The organism is Catalinimonas alkaloidigena (assembly GCF_029504655.1).
GTDB lineage: Bacteria > Bacteroidota > Bacteroidia > Cytophagales > Cyclobacteriaceae > Catalinimonas > Catalinimonas alkaloidigena.
The window spans coordinates 7477066-7493678 of sequence record NZ_JAQFIL010000001.1 but is presented as its reverse complement, the minus strand read 5'-3'; the positions used below and the strand labels follow the sequence as shown (position 1 = coordinate 7493678).

Annotated in this window: 14 protein-coding genes and 2 tRNA genes; 10 read left to right on the top strand and 6 right to left on the bottom strand. The window is 41.4% G+C overall.

Features of this window, described 5'->3' with window-relative positions; translation table 11 throughout:
* Positions 1-104: 104 nt before the first annotated feature.
* Both OKW21_RS30510 and fumC read right to left on the bottom strand, forming a co-directional pair.
* Entirely contained in the window at positions 105-761 is a 657-nt protein-coding gene (locus OKW21_RS30510) for an Ezrin/radixin/moesin family protein (RefSeq protein WP_277487181.1), read from the bottom strand.
* Between the two features lie 49 nt (positions 762-810).
* The gene (fumC, locus tag OKW21_RS30505; protein ID WP_277487179.1) at positions 811-2211 is read right to left on the bottom strand and encodes a class II fumarate hydratase; all 1401 of its coding nucleotides are present in this window, start codon (positions 2209-2211) and stop codon (positions 811-813) included.
* Positions 2212-2471: 260 nt separating this feature from the next.
* Here fumC and OKW21_RS30500 point away from each other — a divergent pair, with 260 nt between their 5' ends.
* Positions 2472-3257, top strand: a complete 786-nt coding sequence (locus OKW21_RS30500) for a pseudouridine synthase (RefSeq protein WP_338130105.1) — start codon at positions 2472-2474, stop codon at positions 3255-3257.
* Positions 3258-4093: 836 nt separating this feature from the next.
* On the opposite strand, the gene OKW21_RS30495 is transcribed toward OKW21_RS30500, so the two are convergent.
* Positions 4094-4169, bottom strand: a tRNA-Phe gene (locus OKW21_RS30495).
* A gap of 75 nt (positions 4170-4244) precedes the next feature.
* Here OKW21_RS30495 and OKW21_RS30490 point away from each other — a divergent pair.
* Positions 4245-5603, top strand: a complete 1359-nt coding sequence (locus OKW21_RS30490; protein ID WP_277487178.1) for a 4Fe-4S dicluster domain-containing protein — start codon at positions 4245-4247, stop codon at positions 5601-5603.
* Between the two features lie 112 nt (positions 5604-5715).
* Positions 5716-6483, top strand: a complete 768-nt coding sequence (locus OKW21_RS30485) for a (Fe-S)-binding protein (protein WP_277487172.1) — start codon at positions 5716-5718, stop codon at positions 6481-6483.
* 64 nt (positions 6484-6547) lie between these two features.
* Here the strand turns inward: OKW21_RS30485 and OKW21_RS30480 are convergent, their stop codons facing one another.
* Positions 6548-7243 (bottom strand): energy transducer TonB, encoded by a 696-nt coding sequence (locus OKW21_RS30480; RefSeq protein ID WP_277487171.1) that lies wholly within the window; start codon positions 7241-7243, stop codon positions 6548-6550.
* Between the two features lie 114 nt (positions 7244-7357).
* Entirely contained in the window at positions 7358-8692 is a 1335-nt protein-coding gene (locus OKW21_RS30475) for a serine hydrolase domain-containing protein (RefSeq protein WP_277487169.1), read from the bottom strand.
* Positions 8693-8820: 128 nt separating this feature from the next.
* On the opposite strand from OKW21_RS30475, the gene OKW21_RS30470 reads away from it, so the two are divergent.
* The 3 genes from OKW21_RS30470 (at position 8821) to OKW21_RS30460 (ending at position 12713) form a co-directional block, all read left to right on the top strand.
* Entirely contained in the window at positions 8821-9327 is a 507-nt protein-coding gene (locus OKW21_RS30470) for a hypothetical protein (RefSeq protein ID WP_277487167.1), read from the top strand.
* A gap of 114 nt (positions 9328-9441) precedes the next feature.
* Complete coding sequence (locus OKW21_RS30465) at positions 9442-11412, top strand: CHU_0125 family OmpA-like outer membrane integrity protein (protein ID WP_277487165.1); 1971 nt, start codon at positions 9442-9444, stop codon at positions 11410-11412.
* Positions 11413-11537: 125 nt separating this feature from the next.
* Positions 11538-12713 (top strand): AIR synthase related protein, encoded by a 1176-nt coding sequence (locus OKW21_RS30460; RefSeq protein ID WP_277487163.1) that lies wholly within the window; start codon positions 11538-11540, stop codon positions 12711-12713.
* Between the two features lie 5 nt (positions 12714-12718).
* Here the strand turns inward: OKW21_RS30460 and OKW21_RS30455 are convergent, their stop codons facing one another.
* A complete protein-coding gene (locus OKW21_RS30455; RefSeq protein WP_277487160.1) occupies positions 12719-13270 on the bottom strand; it encodes a hypothetical protein in 552 nt (183 codons plus the stop codon).
* Positions 13271-13567: 297 nt separating this feature from the next.
* Here OKW21_RS30455 and OKW21_RS30450 point away from each other — a divergent pair, with 297 nt between their 5' ends.
* From OKW21_RS30450 to OKW21_RS32835, 4 genes are all read left to right on the top strand, one after another.
* Positions 13568-14902 (top strand): dihydroorotase, encoded by a 1335-nt coding sequence (locus tag OKW21_RS30450; protein WP_277487158.1) that lies wholly within the window; start codon positions 13568-13570, stop codon positions 14900-14902.
* A gap of 147 nt (positions 14903-15049) precedes the next feature.
* Complete coding sequence (locus tag OKW21_RS30445; RefSeq protein WP_277487156.1) at positions 15050-16060, top strand: endonuclease/exonuclease/phosphatase family protein; 1011 nt, start codon at positions 15050-15052, stop codon at positions 16058-16060.
* A 73-nt stretch (positions 16061-16133) separates the two neighbouring features.
* Positions 16134-16209: transfer RNA gene (locus OKW21_RS30440), tRNA-His, on the top strand.
* 115 nt (positions 16210-16324) lie between these two features.
* The gene (locus OKW21_RS32835; protein WP_277487154.1) at positions 16325-16579 is read left to right on the top strand and encodes a hypothetical protein; all 255 of its coding nucleotides are present in this window, start codon (positions 16325-16327) and stop codon (positions 16577-16579) included.
* The last annotated feature ends 34 nt before the right edge of the window (positions 16580-16613 follow it).

Genomic DNA, 16613 nt, shown 5'->3' with positions numbered 1-16613 from the left:
AAATATAAAGATGACGATCCTTATGGAATAATACAAAATAAAAAAAAGCGTATACTCCTACATAGGGATACGCTTATCATATAATTATCAGATTTCTTTTATTGCTATTCGCTGTTTTGATTACTGCGCAAGTCTTCAAGTACTTCCTTGATAGGCACTCTAATGCCGTCACGATAAGGAACGATCCATGCATCTTTTACTCCCATCGCTCTCAGATACTTTTTGAACTTATTGGCCTCCCAGTAATCACGAAAATTGCCCAGCGTGTAAATTTGTAAGCCCTCAGCATCCGTTTCTCCATTGAAATTTTCGCTAGTATCAAGGTAAGCTTCCAGATTTTTGTCACGGTAAGCTCCGATTTGTACTCTAAATACCAAACCTTCATCGTACTGATTAGAAAGAGGTACATTTTGCTCTACCCCTGGCTCAGTTTCCAGCTCGGCACGGGCTTCCTGAAGCTGACTTTCTAACTTCCGCACCTGATCTTTCAGTTGTTTGATTTCAGAATCTTTGCTTTCTGACTGCTTCTGTAGAGAGGTTACTTCACTTTGCAGTTCACTTGCCTGCTGCTTAAATTCATCCTGCTTTTCTCTCAAAGCTTCAAAGTCAGCCGGACTCATTTTTTTCAGCTCTTTCAGTTTGCGCTTTTGTTCTTTTTTCAGACGCTTTTTTTCCTTTCTGGAAAGTTCCTGAGCCTGTGTGACTTCAGGAACCACTGTCATCGTAAAAAACAAGAGCGCTACGATCCATAGATACTTCATGGTGTTAATAGTATGTTGTAAGTAGCACTTAGCTTATTTAGCACAGTTTTTACTTCAAACTTCCTACCATATTTTCAGGAACTACCCACTCATCAAACTGATCGTTGGTTAGTAGCCCGCTGTCAGTGGCCGCTTCACGTAAGGTTGTGCCCTCTTCGTACGCTTTCTTGGCGATTTTTGCAGCATTTTCATATCCGATATGGGTATTTAATGCCGTTACCAACATCAATGAATTTTCAAGGTTTTGCTTGATGATCGGCACGTTTGGTTCTATGCCTGCTGCACAGTTATCATTAAATGATGCGCAAGCATCACCTATCAGCCTTGCAGAATTGAGCAGGTTATAGATCATCATAGGTTTGAAAACGTTCAACTCAAACTGTCCGTTCATTCCGCCCACACTCACCGCAGTATCATTACCAACTACCTGCGCACAGACCATCGTTAGCGCTTCGCATTGTGTTGGGTTTACCTTACCCGGCATGATGGATGAGCCTGGTTCATTGGCAGGAATCAAAATTTCACCAATGCCACAACGAGGGCCGGAAGCCAGCATACGGATGTCATTGCCTATTTTCATGAGGCTGACAGCCAGTTGTTTCAATGCTCCTGAGCTTTCTACTATGGCATCATGAGCTGCTAATGCTTCAAATTTGTTCGGAGCAGTCACAAAAGGATGACCGGCGTATTTGGCGATTTTTTCAGCGACCAATTCTGCATAGCCTTCGGGAGTATTCAGACCAGTACCAACTGCCGTACCACCCAGTGCCAGTTCGGAAAGGTGAGCAAGCGTGTTTTTGAGCGCCCGCATGCCATGATCTAATTGAGCTACGTATCCGCTAAACTCATGGGCCAGCTTGAGAGGTGTAGCATCCATGAAGTGAGTACGACCGATTTTGACGATATCGCCAAAGGAATTTACTTTCTCATTCAGCGTATTTCTGAGTTTTTCTATCTTAGGTAGGGTTTGCTCCACAATCATACTGTAAGCCGCAATGTGCATAGCAGTCGGAAAAGTATCATTTGAAGACTGTGATTTGTTAACATCATCATTGGGATGAACTTTTTTCTTGGCATCACCCAGTTCTCCTCCCATAAGTACGTGGGCACGATTAGCTACTACTTCATTCACATTCATATTACTCTGTGTGCCTGAGCCAGTTTGCCAGACTACCAGAGGAAACTGATCATCATGCTTTCCTTCAAGTATCTCATCACATACTTTGGCAATCATTTCATACTTTTCTTTGTCCAATACCTTAAGCTCATAATTAGCCTCGGCAGCAGACTTTTTGAGGGTAGCAAAAGCATGAATGATTTCCATAGGCATCTGCATAGATGCTCCGCCAATCTTAAAGTTCTCTCTTGAACGTTGGGTTTGTGCACCCCAATACTTATTGGCGGGCACCTGAATTTCGCCCATCGTATCTTTTTCTATTCTGTAGTCCATCTGTAATAGTGCTTGTAAGGGTAAAAAATGTGATTATCTACGTGTACAGCAAATTTATAAAATTTATTCACTCCTGCATTCCCTACCTCTATTTACTACAGCTGTTCTACTGAACAGTTAAAATGACAGCAATCCTTATGGATATCCTATTCCTTCCTATATTTGCGCGTATTTCTTTCGTGACCGTCGGGCACGATGTATTCACCACATCTGTTAAGCATATAAGCATCTTAATAGCCAAGTATTCGTAACCATAGCCTATGAAGCCCAGAAAAAAGTTTAGTAAAAAAATAAGTTCTAAAGAGCCTCCTTCTCATCCATTCTCAAAAAAAGGAGATGAATTGGTCAGACTGAATAAATATATTGCCAATGCAGGTGTATGCTCTCGCCGCGAAGCGGATACACTCATCAGCGGAGGGGAAATTAAGGTGAATGGAAAAGTCGTAACAGAATTGGGCACTAAGGTCAAGCCCACAGATAAAGTAGTATATCAAGGGAAGTCCCTAAACCCGGAAAAACTGATGTATGTGCTGCTAAACAAGCCAAAAAACTATATCACGACTACTGATGACCCGGATGAAAGAAAAACCGTGATGGAACTGGTAGCCAATGCCTGCGAGGAACGCATCTATCCGGTAGGAAGGCTTGATCGTAATACCACCGGGCTGTTATTACTTACCAATGATGGTGAACTAGCAGATAAACTGGCGCACCCTTCTAATAATGTCAAGAAGCTTTACCAGGTAGATATAGACAAGCCTATTACTGACGAAGATTTTATTAAAATTCAGGATGGTATTACACTGGAAGACGGCTTGGCACAAGTAGATGAAGTTGGTCTGGTCAACGAGACCCGAACCAGTTTAGGCCTACAAATTCACATTGGTAGAAACAGGATTGTCCGTCGTATTTTTGAGCATTTGGGTTATACTGTAGTCCGTCTTGACAGAGTGATGTATGCAGGGCTTACTAAAAAAGACCTTCCCCGGGGAAACTGGCGCCATTTGACAAAGCAGGAAGTGATACAGTTGAAGCATCTAAAGTAGGAGACAAAACAGCATTTTTAAGCTAAAAAAACTGTCAACTTTAAGGGATAGGCAAAAAAAAAGGCGCTTGTCTACGCAGCAAGCAGCCCCTTTTTATACACTACACAACCTAACCTAAAATCTATATATTTTTAATACTTTTTGTCGGAGAAGAAAAAGGAGTCATCTGTCTAAAATGCAGATGACTTCTTTTGTACACTACACAACCTAACCTATATTTTTATTAAAATTTTTTCATAAGGAGGATAAAAGAGGCAATCTTCATTCTCACGGATCGCCTCATTTATTATATACTACACAACCTAACCTATTTCAAAATATTCGTTGATCACTTGAAGCGCTTCCCTGTTCTTTTCTCTGCTCTCTTCTGCTTCATTTGATATATAACAAATGTAAAGAGTTTAATTTTTTTTATCTTATGTGGAAAAGGGGTTTACCTACACGTGTAATTTTACTTATCAGTATAAAAGTGCCCTTACAACATAATATGACTAATTTTATTTTTTATTATACTTATCAAACATGACTTTTCTTCTGTGAACTGTAGACATAGCTATTTTATCTAAAAAGGATGGGATTTAAGTTTTTGCTGAGAGATTGGTTTTTCTAAAGATCTTTTTAAGATATTCATCCTTTCCTATTTTTTTTTAAAGAACGCCCTCAATTTCTTTCAGTAAATTACATTATTCAAAATAGTATGCTTGCATACTATTTCGTTAATTGTATATATTTGTTATAGGAGGGCGTTATATAATTGCCCATGAATTGATTGCGTAACTTTTGGCAGGAAAGAAGCAAAAAAGCAAAAAAAAGCCTTTCCGCTATCACGAAAAGGCTGGTGGTGATGAGTGGGCTCGAACCACCGACTCACGGATTTTCAGTCCGATGCTCTACCAACTGAGCTACATCACCGTAATGAGGGTACAAAAGTAGAAGAATAATGATAGCGGCGCAATAGAAACTAGTAAAAAAATTAAAAAAAGAATAATGGGACTTATTCAGCAAATAGTTTTTCTCCTGGTACTGGCCATTGCCGGATACATGCTCTACCGGAGAATCAGCAGAATCAGGCAGAACATACTACTGGGAAAAGAGGGTAAACATAATGATCAGCCTTCAGTAAGAAGCAAGAATATGCTTCTGGTGGCCTTCGGGCAGAAAAAAATGTTCAAAAAATTCATCCCGGCTTTTCTTCACCTTTGTATCTATGTAGGCTTTATCGTAATCAACCTGGAGGTACTGGAATTTGTACTGGCCGGTATTTTTGGTACGCACCGCATTTTTGCCCCTACCCTGGGTAGTTTTTATACAATCCCTATTAATATTTTTGAGTTTCTGGCAGTAACCGTGATTCTCTCCTGTGTGTTTTTTCTGCTTCGCAGAAATGTATTGCCCATCAAGCGTTTTAATGCAAGAGAACTGACGGCCTGGCCCAAGCTGGATGCTAATATCATTCTGGTAGTAGAAATTATCCTGATGTTTGCCATCCTCACAATGAATGCTACCGACCAAATTTTGCAGGATCGTCCTGATGCAAATTACCCTGACACAGGCTATCTGTTTTTCAGTGGCCTGTTCATTCCTTTATTTGAAGGCATGTCTACCAGGAGCTTGATATTTGTAGAACGCTTTGCCTGGTGGTTTCACATTATCGGTATTCTGGGCTTCGCCATATACATCACTTATTCCAAACATCTACATATTTTCATGGCATTTCCGCAGACTTATTATGCCCGCATTGCCCCTAAAGGTAAAATGGACAATATGCCTGCCGTGACCAAAGAGGTGCAGATCATGCTGGGTGCCCAGCCTGAAAATGGAGACGATACAGAGGCTGAGGAAGTAGGGCGCTTTGGTGCCAAAGATGTGAATGACCTGGACTGGCGGGATATCATGGGCGCCTATGCCTGCACCGAATGTGGTCGTTGCACAGCGGAATGTCCGGCGAACCAGACCGGCAAGAAGCTTTCTCCCCGCAAAATTATGATGGATACACGGGACCGCTCAGAAGAAGTAGGAAAAAGCTTGCAGAAAGGGGGCAAAGGTCTGGAAGATGGTAAATCACTGCTGGATGATTATATACAGCGAGAGGAGATCAATGCCTGTACTTCCTGCAATGCCTGTGTAGAGGCTTGCCCTATCAATATTAACCCGCTTGCTATCATATTACAATTACGTCGCTACGTAGCCATGGAAGAGGCACAGTCCCCACCAGCCTGGAATGCCATGTTTTCCAATGTGGAAAATAACTTTGCTCCCTGGAAATTTGCTCCTACTGATCGTTTTAACTGGGCTGATGAACTGGCAGATGAAACAGGTGGAACCCAAAAAGAATCTCAAGAGTAAAACTGAACAGACATGAGTGAACAAGAAAACAACATAATAGGCAATACAGAAAATAGCGAAACAACAAAAAGCCAAGCAAGCTTCCAGTACACAACCTATAGAGGTGCCCACCATGGCGGATATGTCAGCGCAGGGTCAGGAACCTGAAGTACTCTTCTGGGTAGGCTGCGCTGGCTCCTACGATGATCGTTATAAACGTGTGACCAAAGCCTTTGTCAAAATTCTGCATAAAGTGGGTGTTCAGTTCGCGGTACTGGGGCCTGAAGAAACCTGCACGGGCGATCCTGCAAGGCGAGCTGGCAATGAATTTCTTTTTCAGATGCAGGCCGCTTCAAACATTGAAGTGCTTAATGGATACAACGTCAAAAAAATTGTGACTGCCTGCCCTCACTGTTTTAATACGATCAAGAATGAATATCCTGAGCTGGGTGGTAATTATGAAGTCATCCACCATTCTACTTTTCTCCAACAACTGATCAACGAAGGAAGGATTAAGCTTCAGGGAGGGGGAGCATTCAATGGTAAAAAAATTACCTATCACGACTCCTGCTTTCTGGGCAGAGCCAATAACATTTATGAAGCCCCTCGCGAAGTGCTGGAAGCACTGGATGCTGACCTGGTAGAGATGAAACGCTGCCGTACCAAAGGTTTTTGCTGTGGCGCCGGAGGAGCACAGATGTTTAAGGACGCTGAGGCCGGTAAGAAAGAAGTAAACACAGAGCGTACCGAGGAAGCGCTATCTACCGGTGCTCAAACCATAGCGGTAGCCTGCCCATTTTGTATGACCATGATGAGTGACGGCGTGAAAAACAAGAACAAAGAAAAAGAGGTGGCGGTAAAAGATATTGCTGAAATCATTGCTGAAAACGAAAAGCTATAGGATATGATAAAAAAGCAGCCCGCCGGAAATTCCAGCGGGCTGCTTTTCTTGAGAAAGCCTAGCTTTAATCTATCTTGAAAGTAATCGGCAATACCATCCTCACTTTGACCGGTACTCCTCTCTGTTTGCCGGCTTCCCATCTACTCGGACTTTCTTTTACAATCCGCAAAGCTTCCTCATCACAACCACCGCCAATGCCTTTGATGATAGACACATCTGTAACATTGCCTTCTTTATCAATCACAAACTGAACGTATACCTTTCCGCTTATACCATTGAATGAGGCAAACTTAGGGTACTTCAAGTTCTCAGCGACATACTTATAAAAAGACTCCATTCCTCCTTCTGGTTCAGGAAACTCTTCTACGATGAGAAATATTTCCTCTACCTCTTCTTCTTCTGGAGCTTCTTCTACATATAGACTATAATCATATTCTTCAATCACCGTAGATTCTTTGATCTCAATATCCAGGTTAATATCTAAATCTGTAATGATGACTTCTTCGTCCGGTACTTCCACAATATTGGGCATGTAAACCTGCTGTGGGGGAGGGGGAGGAGGCTGTGTGGTAGGTGGAATATCTAACACTTCTTCATACTGATCATCAACGGTGTTGGTCAGTTGGGGCAAATTTTCATGATCATAGGTTTTCCACTCAAAGAGAGCGGTAACCATCAGCATACTTACCACCAATCCTATACTGAAAAACAGACCGGATTGCCGATATATATCGTATTTAGGATTTTTTTTCAGTTCCATGGCTCATGCGGTTTGGCGGTTGCACTTACTTTACTGCTTACTTCATGAAGTTCGCCAAATTATTTTCTGAAAAACATGAGCTATCTTTTCAAAGATTATGATTTATATCAGTTTTTAAGATGATCCCCTACTACGGTCCAAATTAGCTAGTACACCTGATAGCAAAGCATTAAAGTCCGGTTCTTTTAAGTGGGCACTACCCAAACGTACAACGACCAATTCATAGGAAGGGACCACAAAAACGCGCTGTCCGCCAAAGCCAGAAGCATAAAAAACATCAGAAGGCACATTGGGCAGTTTACGATTCTGTAGTGGCTGACCAACTCCTAGATTTAGCCAGAAATGTGCTCCGTATTCGTTGAAAGGCGCTGCTTCTGCCGGCCTTTTTGTATAGTCTACCCAGCCTTCCGGTAAAATACGCTTTCCTCTCCAGATTCCGTCCTGAGCATAGAGCAGTCCAAATTTTGCCCAATCTCTGGCAGAAGCCAGCATATAGGATGAGCCTACAAAATGTCCGCTGGCATCGGTCTCCATCAAAGCAGTTTCCATACCTAAGGGAGCAAAAAGCTCACGATAAGGAAAAGCCGCATAGTCCTCTCCGAGAATAATTCGCATTGTTTTACTAATGAGGTTAGTAGTGCCGCTGGCGTATTGCCATTTTGTACCGGGCGCTAACCTGGAGCATTTTCCTGAAATAATATGACTTACATCCTCACTATTGAAAAGCATATTGGTAACATCACTTCTCCACCAATATCTTTCTGACCAGGGAAGCCCACTACTCATCTGCAGCAGATGATGCATCGTCATTTGTTCTCTTCCATTTATTTTAGTTCGCCAAACTTCTTCCGGCAGAATATCATGTAATTGCAAAAGCCCCTGCTTTACCATAATGCCTACCAATGCATTCATCACACTTTTAGCCATTGACCAACCTGCCAAAGGTGTTTCTTTTTGAATTCCTGCTGCATATTTCTCTACTACACATTTTTCTCCTTGCATTATGATTAAGGCGAGTGTATCTGAGGGAGCCGTTTGCAGCCAGGGCTCTGCGCATTGTTCCCAGAATTGTTTCTCTGCTGATGAGTAATCCATAGTGCTTATCTCCTTCACTTTAACTTCAGGCCTAATAATAGGTGGAGAAGAAGGGGGCTTTATAGAGGATGACTTACATAAGGTGCATCCGCTAAGCGGATGATAGAAAGCGTGTCTGGAGAAAAGCCCTAAAAAGCTTACCTTCACACTTTTAGTATGATTGTCTGTAGTGAAAGCAGACAGTCTGAAAAGAGAGATTTTGAGCTCTGTTTTGCTGACTTCCTCTACTGCTCTACCACTTACGTAGATACACGAACATACATGCTTTGCCAGAAAACCGTTTAAGATGGGGGCTAGTACAAAGGTCAGCCAAATTGTGAAAGTGATTAGTAGGAAAAAAAGCAGCGGATACATAAAAAATCAGAAGAGTTTATGAAAGCTCAGTAAACGTTGCCTGATGCAAAAGCGTTAGTACAACAACAAAACATTCATTAAATTATGCGAATTTAATTTGTAATTTACTAGTTCTAATCTCACACATTATGTATATACCTTTTGAAGATATGCCCGCTCAGGCTAGAGTGTGGATCTACCAGGGAAGTCGTACACTTAGCCATGCGGAAGAAGAATACGCTCAGCAGTTAGGGCAGCAATTTACTTCTGCCTGGGCTGCGCATGGTCAGCCTTTACGTTCATCCGTAAAAATTTTTCACAGTCGCTTTTTAGTAATCGCTGTCGACGAAGGCCATAATATGGCAAGTGGATGTTCTATTGATGCATCAGTAGCATTGGTAAAAGAATTGGAAGAAAAATTCAGTACGGAGAGAGAAAGCTTTTCATTCTTTGACCGTACCAAAGTAGCTTTTCTTCATCAGGATGAGATATTTGTAGAGTCCACTGCGCAGCTTAAGCAGCAAGTGTTAGAAGGAAGAATTAAGCCGGAGACCTTGACCTTCAATAATTTAGTGAGTAATAAAGAACAGTTTGAAAAAGAATGGGTAATTCCAGCCAAAGATTCGTGGCTTTCCCGTTATTTTAAGACTGTCTAAGTACATAATTTACAGGCGTTTATGACGTTCCATCTACATGGAGAACTCAAATAGTAGCAAAAAAACTCTATGTTGCTATTGTGCTGTTTAAAAAATATTATCATTCACATTGCTATGAGAAATAAATTAGCGTATCTGTCTTTTTTCGTGACTGCCGTGTTCCTGCTTGCGGCTTGTAATGCAGGGAAGAGGGCGCTCGTTAAAGGATTCAACAGTTTTGAGGGTGGTGACTATAATGTGGCCATTGATCATTATAAAGTAGCCATTGACAATGGCATGGAAACCACGCTGTCAAATTATAAGATTGCTGAAGCATATCGTTTGAGTAACCGCCTGCAGGAAGCTATGCCTTACTATGAAGCTGCTATTGAATCAGGTATCCCCGACACTTCGGCAGTGTTTCATTATGCTATGTCTCTTAAGCAAAATGGTGAGTATGATAAAGCCAAAGAAGAGCTAAAGGAATACATTGAATACTCAGAAGATACTGTATTGGAGTTTACCGGATGGGCACAGCAGGAGTTAGATAATCTGGACAGGCTGGGCAGTATTTTATCTAAAGATGTTTACTATGAGATTAAAAATGAAGAGTACTTAAATACTGAAGGTGCTGAATATGCTCCTACCGTACATAGGGGAACGTTTTATTTTACCACTTCCCGTAATAGCGAAAAAATATACAAGGCCACGGGGACTGGCTTTACCAATATTATGCAGGCTCCTATAGAGAATGGCCTTATTAAAATTGAAGAAGCTCGTACGCTGGGGGAAGAGTTTGCAAATGAGATCGTTAACGAAGGCGCTATCACCTTCTCTCCTGATGGACGTATCATGGTCTTTGCTCGAGGCAACAGTGGCAAGCGCAAAAGTACGCGCGATGTCAATCTCTATATTTCCCGCTATCAGCGTGGAGAATGGTCTACTCCTGAGATCATGACGATTAGCGACCCTGAGGCCTGGGATTCTACACCAGCTTTTAGCCGAGACGGGCGTACCCTTTATTTTTCTTCTAACCGCCCGGGGGGTTATGGTGGCAATGACCTGTACTCTGCACGTGTAGACAATAGGGGGCGCTGGAGCAGTGTTCGTAACATGGGTGAGGCAATTAATACACCCGGACACGAGATGTTTCCTTACGTTACAGATGATGGAAAATTATACTTCTCTTCTGACGGACATCCAAGTATGGGTGCTTTAGATATTTTCGTGGCTATCCGTAAGGATGGGCAAATTACTATTGAGAACTTAGGCCCCCCTGTAAACTCTACAGCTGATGATTTTGGAATGACTTTTACTTCCATTAAGGATGGGTACTTTACCTCTAACCGTGCTGAAGGAAAAGGAGATGATGATATTTATGCTTTTGTCAATAATGACCCTGAACTTAAAACAGTCAACTACTTCCTGGCAGGTATCACCGTAACGGAGGAAGAAGACACTGGTGAAGAGAAAAAACTGGAAGATGTCAAAGTAAGCCTTGGCTTTCCTGAAGGGAGCGCCATTGATACGCAAAACTCAGGTGAGGAAGGAGCATTTAAATTTGCTGTAGAAGGCGGAACAAACTACGAGTTGGTGGGAGAGAAAGAAGGATATTTTACCACTCGCGTTCCTTTCAGTACAGTAGGGAAAACCATCCCCCAGGAAGAACTGGTAGAAATGGTAACTGACACTACTTTTACCACCAAACTTGTACTTAACAAGATTGTCCTGGATAAAGCTATCGTACTTGAAAATATTTATTACGAATTTGATGAATCTTTTATCACCGATGCTGCTGCGGTAGAGCTGGACAAATTGGTAAAAATACTGGAGGACAATCCTCAGATCAGTATAGAGCTTAGTTCTCATACTGACTCTCGGGGCGATAACGATTATAACCAAGAGCTTTCTCAGCGTAGGGCTGAGTCTGCAGTACAGTATCTGGTAGATAGCGGCATCAATCCTGAACGTATTACGGCCCGTGGATACGGAGAAGAGCAGCTGATCATCAAAAATGCTATGACAGAAGAACAGCATGAGATCAACCGTAGAACAGAGTTCAAAGTGACCCGTGTGGATAACAGCCGGGCGGATGCGTCAGAGTAGTGTTTGATAACATTCTTTTGAAAAGAGGTTGCTGAAGACATAAAAAGTCTAGCAAGCTCTTTTTTTATTTTAGGCTCACGTTACAATTTGTACCTTTGCAACTCAGCGAATGATTCATCCTAACTATGAGTAATAGATATAACCAACGTGGTGTCTCTGCTTCTAAAGAAGACGTACACCAGGCCATCAAAAACCTGGATAAAGGTATTTTTCCTGCTGCGTTTTGTAAAATAGTTCCTGATGTATTAGGAGGGGACCCCGAATACTGCAACATTATGCACGCCGATGGTGCTGGCACTAAGTCTTCTCTGGCCTATCTTTACTGGAAAGAAACCGGGGACTTATCGGTCTGGAAGGGCATAGCTCAGGATGCCATCATCATGAATATTGATGACCTTATCTGTGTAGGTGCGCTGGATAACATTCTTTTATCTTCTACCATCGGCCGTAATAAAAACCTTATCCCTGGTGAGGTGATTGCCAAAATTATTGAGGGCACAGAAGAAGTGTTGGCAATGCTTCGCTCTCACGGCATTGACATCATCAGTACCGGTGGCGAAACTGCTGATGTGGGAGACCTTGTCCGAACGATCATAGTAGACAGTACCGTAACCACCCGTATGCGCCGTGATCATGTGATTACCAATGAGCACATACAGCCCGGAGATGTCATTATTGGATTGGCTTCTTTTGGAAAAGCTACTTATGAAAACAGCTATAATGGTGGGATGGGCAGCAATGGCCTTACATCCGCTCGCCATGATGTATTCCATCATGATCTTGCTGCTAAATATCCCGAAAGCTTTGATCCTCAGGTACCAAAATCACTCGTGTATAGTGGAAGTCGTTTTCTTACTGAAAAATTTGTATCGGAAACAGGAGAGCATCTGGATATAGGGAAATTAGTATTGGCTCCTACACGCACCTATGCTCCTTTGATGAAACAGGTACTAGATCAGCATCGCAATAACATACATGGCCTGATACACTGTAGTGGAGGAGCACAAACCAAAGTGCTCAATTTTGTTAATGATCTACACATTATCAAAGACAAGCTATTTGACACACCTCCTCTCTTCTCGATTATTCAAGAGGAAAGTAAGACCGATTGGAAAGAAATGTACAAAGTATTCAATATGGGGCACCGTTTGGAAGTGTACATTGCAGAGCAATATGCTCAATCCATCATAGAGATTGCCAATTCATTTGGGGTAGAAGCTAAGATAATTGGAAACGTAGAGGGCTCAGCTGAAAAGAAGGTGACTATAAAAGGGGCGCATGGTACTTTTACATACTCGTAAAGGTATCAGAGCACCTCATAATCATAAAGTAAGTGCATAATCAGGCATTCCAGTTCAATTGGTTTTTGAGTACCAATCAGAATTTTGCGCTCATCTGAAAGCTCAAGTTGCAGTCCATATTTACCTTTGACAGTATAGGCTTTGCCACCGTTTCCAAATTTGATGCCCCAACCCCCATACTCACTAATGGCATCATACTCACGGATATAAACTTCTTCTACCTCATCCCAACGGATCGTCTGAAATTTTAACTGAAGAGGAAAAAAACGGTGATGAATACCATGCTCATCAATTCTGGTTTCTAAATGAGCTTTGTAAATCAAAATAGTAAATAGGCCTAATAGAATAGCCACAAAGCTGATAGATGAAAGGGTGAGGAGGTTTTCTCCAAATGCTTTCTTAAAGATAATCTGATGTGCTCCCATCAATACCAAACCTGCAAAAGCTATTGAAAGCAATACCCACATCCATATTTGACGCACCTTTTGTACTTCTTCAAAGTGCGATTTCGGTGAAGAACTAAAAGTAGTCTTAGAAGAGACATTAATATTAACCATCGCCCGTCAAAGTTACGAAAATTATATGCTATGGCTTGATGAATACAAGTATAATTACTTGAGAATATTTGATATTTTCAAGCCATGGCCCGGTATTCTTTGTAAGATAATATTGCTTATAGAAGTATTCTACTCTTTTTCATATGACATGTATTATTACCCATCTGTTTTTCTCATTTTTTAGATTTAATATTCAAACTAATCTCTAAGGTGTAGCACTATTCTAAGGCTTAGTAATTTTTTTTTCACCTTACTTTCATGTAATATACTGGCTCAAAAACATAATTTATTTAGCTTATGGCTACCAAGATATGCAACGCTCGCATTGTCAATGAAGGCAAAATAGAAGAAGCAGACCTACTTATTGAAGGAAAAATAATCAGCAGAATTGGAAAGGATTTAAGTGCCTTACCTGCGACCAAAACCATTGACGCGCAGGGGCTTTTTCTCCTACCCGGGCTCATTGACGATCAAGTGCATTTTCGCGAGCCTGGCCTTACTCATAAGGCAGACATCTTCACAGAATCAAGAGCGGCTGTAGCGGGTGGCATCACCTCTTTTATGGAGATGCCCAACACCGTACCCAATGCGCTTACACAGGAACTCCTGGAAGATAAATACCAGCTTGCTGCAAAAAAATCTTTGGCTAATTACTCCTTCTTTATGGGGATATCAAATGACAACATACAAGAAGTGCTCAAGACTAACCCTAAAGAAGTTTGCGGACTTAAGATTTTTATGGGTTCTTCTACAGGTAATATGCTGGTAGATAATGAAACTACTTTACGGAATGTGTTCCAGCATGCTGAAATGCTGGTAGCAACCCATTGTGAAGATGAGCAAACTATCCGCGATAACATGCAGCAGTTTCGGGAAAAGTATGGAGAAGATGTTCCTATGGAAATACACCCTCTCATTCGCAGTGCTGAGGCTTGTTACAAATCCTCTTCCTTAGCAGTTAGTTTGGCTAAAGAATACAATACCAAGCTCCACATCCTTCACATCTCTACAGGTAAAGAAACTAATCTATTTGATAACAGTAAACCACTCAGTGAAAAGAGAATTACTGCCGAGGCCTGCATTCACCATCTTTGGTTTGATGACTCTTACTATGCGGAAAAAGGTTCTTTGATCAAATGGAATCCAGCTGTTAAAACCAAAGACGATCGGGACACCATCCTTAAGGCGTTACTGGATGACAAAATAGATGTAATCGCTACTGATCATGCCCCTCATACGCTGGAAGAAAAACAACAGACTTATTTTAAAGCCCCTTCAGGTGGCCCCCTGGTACAGCATAGCTTAGTTGCTCTTTTAGAAATGTATCATCAGGGAAAAATTTCACTTGAAAAAATTGTGGAAAAAGCCTGCCACAACCCTGCTATTCTTTTCCAGATTGAGCGGCGGGGATTTATCAGAGAAGGTTACTATGCCGACTTGGTACTGGTAGACCTTAATAACGCTTGGAAAGTAGAGAAATCTAATATACTAGCCAAATGTGGATGGTCACCTTTTGAAGGGCAAACATTTAAGTCAAAAGTAATGCACACCCTGGTTTCAGGCCATTTAGCTTATACTGATGGAAAACTGAACGACTCTGAAAAAGGGATGCGCCTTCATTTTGACCGTTAAGCTTTCTGTAAGATATACTGTTTTTTCGGGACAATTTTTTAGTAATAATATTGTTTATATTGTGCTTCCACAAATCATACTTTTAAGCACCCGCAAAGAGTAAAGACATTGATCAGAGCCATTAGTTTAATTACTGCGACGGTAAGCATGCTTGCATACCTTAGCCCTTATATTTCTCCTGCCAGTTTATGGATTACGGGTTTTCTATCATTGGCTATTCCTGTACTTCTTCTGATTAATATTGCTTTACTTTGTTTTCTTTTGGTTAGGCTACAGACCTTATCTTTACTTCATTTATGTGTTTTAGTGCTAGGATATCCCTACATCGCTTCCAGTTTCTCGTATAATCCTAAGCCGGTGGTGGAAGAAGGAAAAACGCGCATAAGCGTGCTCAATTATAATGTGAGGGTATTTAATACCTATGCCTACCTACAGAACAAGAACATTCCGGGTAAGTCTATGGTCAACTGGCTTGCCAATACCGATGCTGATATCAAATGTTTGCAAGAGTTTTATAATGATAATAGTTCAGACATCTTCAATACGACAGAAAAGCTAGGCGGGGAAACACACGATCAGGTGGTTGTAAAACCAGCTTTTGTAAACCGGATTGGCGCTCAGTTTGGGCTGGCTATCTTTAGTCGCTATCCGATTATTTATTCTGGAGACGTCAACCTGGACGACATCCCCCATCAGCACGCTATATTCGCTGATATAAATGTAGGGCAGGATACTATTCGGATATACAACATTCACCTTCAATCTATGAGCATTGATGAGAATAAGATTGGTGATTTTGAACAGGAAAACTATCTGAATATCGCTAAAAAGCTAAAGTTTGGTTTCATTGAGCGCGCCAAGCAGGTAGATAATCTGGTGCAGCACATTGGGCAAAGTCCATACCCGGTAATCGTGTGTGGGGATTTTAATGATCTTCCCTACAGCTATACTTATTTTACACTTAAGGAGCACTTATCCAATGCTTTTGAGGAGGCGGGAAATGGCTTTGGTTTTAGCTATAACGGAAAGCTTTTTTTTCTGAGAATCGATCACCAGTTTTATAGTGAACAATTGCAACCCTTATGGTATCGTACCCACCGGGATGTGCCTTACTCTGACCACTTCCCAATTCAAACAGAGTATGTATTGCATAATTAGAAATTTCCTATAAAAAGAGGACTACTATTTGGCAATATGCCCTCATATTTCTACTTTTGTACCCTCATAATCTGGTGATTGTAGCTCAGTTGGTTAGAGCGCTGGTTTGTGGCACCAGAGGTCGCGGGTTCAAGTCCCGTCTTTCACCCTTAAAAACCGCTTTCATGAAAATTAAAGCGGTTTTTTTATTATATTTACCTTACAAGTGTTTGTGAGTAGGCAGCACGCAGCGGACCCAAATCAGTGATTTAATTTTTGCAGAATATGATATCCTCCTCTAGGTTCATGTCTCTTACGTTGAGGAACAAGATTCAAGTCTTGTATAGGGAGGGTACGTTTGTAGTGGCCATACGCTACTACAACTATAAAATAAATCTTTATCTGCTTCACGGATATTATGTAGAGGTATTCTACAACCATAAAGATGATAGGATAGAAAAAATTAATCTACTGGAAAGCTCCCATTCCAGGATGAAATTCTATATGGATCAGATTTCACTACCTGAAGATTTACTATAAAAGATTTAGTGAGGTATTCCACAAGGGCATTACC

What these genes read in the sequence shown, in the direction of transcription:
- OKW21_RS30480 (WP_277487171.1), bottom strand. Translation starts at nt 7,243, where the DNA reads ATGGAACTGAAAAAAAATCCTAAATACGATATATATCGGCAATCCGGT.
- OKW21_RS30475 (WP_277487169.1), bottom strand. Translation starts at nt 8,692, where the DNA reads ATGTATCCGCTGCTTTTTTTCCTACTAATCACTTTCACAATTTGGCTG.
- fumC (WP_277487179.1), bottom strand. Translation starts at nt 2,211, where the DNA reads ATGGACTACAGAATAGAAAAAGATACGATGGGCGAAATTCAGGTGCCC.
- OKW21_RS30510 (WP_277487181.1), bottom strand. Translation starts at nt 761, where the DNA reads ATGAAGTATCTATGGATCGTAGCGCTCTTGTTTTTTACGATGACAGTG.
- OKW21_RS30465 (WP_277487165.1), top strand. Translation starts at nt 9,442, where the DNA reads ATGAGAAATAAATTAGCGTATCTGTCTTTTTTCGTGACTGCCGTGTTC.
- OKW21_RS30500 (WP_338130105.1), top strand. Translation starts at nt 2,472, where the DNA reads ATGAAGCCCAGAAAAAAGTTTAGTAAAAAAATAAGTTCTAAAGAGCCT.
- OKW21_RS30445 (WP_277487156.1), top strand. Translation starts at nt 15,050, where the DNA reads ATGCTTGCATACCTTAGCCCTTATATTTCTCCTGCCAGTTTATGGATT.
- OKW21_RS30460 (WP_277487163.1), top strand. Translation starts at nt 11,538, where the DNA reads ATGAGTAATAGATATAACCAACGTGGTGTCTCTGCTTCTAAAGAAGAC.
- OKW21_RS30470 (WP_277487167.1), top strand. Translation starts at nt 8,821, where the DNA reads ATGTATATACCTTTTGAAGATATGCCCGCTCAGGCTAGAGTGTGGATC.
- OKW21_RS30485 (WP_277487172.1), top strand. Translation starts at nt 5,716, where the DNA reads ATGGCGGATATGTCAGCGCAGGGTCAGGAACCTGAAGTACTCTTCTGG.
- OKW21_RS30450 (WP_277487158.1), top strand. Translation starts at nt 13,568, where the DNA reads ATGGCTACCAAGATATGCAACGCTCGCATTGTCAATGAAGGCAAAATA.
- OKW21_RS30455 (WP_277487160.1), bottom strand. Translation starts at nt 13,270, where the DNA reads ATGGTTAATATTAATGTCTCTTCTAAGACTACTTTTAGTTCTTCACCG.
- OKW21_RS30490 (WP_277487178.1), top strand. Translation starts at nt 4,245, where the DNA reads ATGGGACTTATTCAGCAAATAGTTTTTCTCCTGGTACTGGCCATTGCC.
- OKW21_RS32835 (WP_277487154.1), top strand. Translation starts at nt 16,325, where the DNA reads ATGATATCCTCCTCTAGGTTCATGTCTCTTACGTTGAGGAACAAGATT.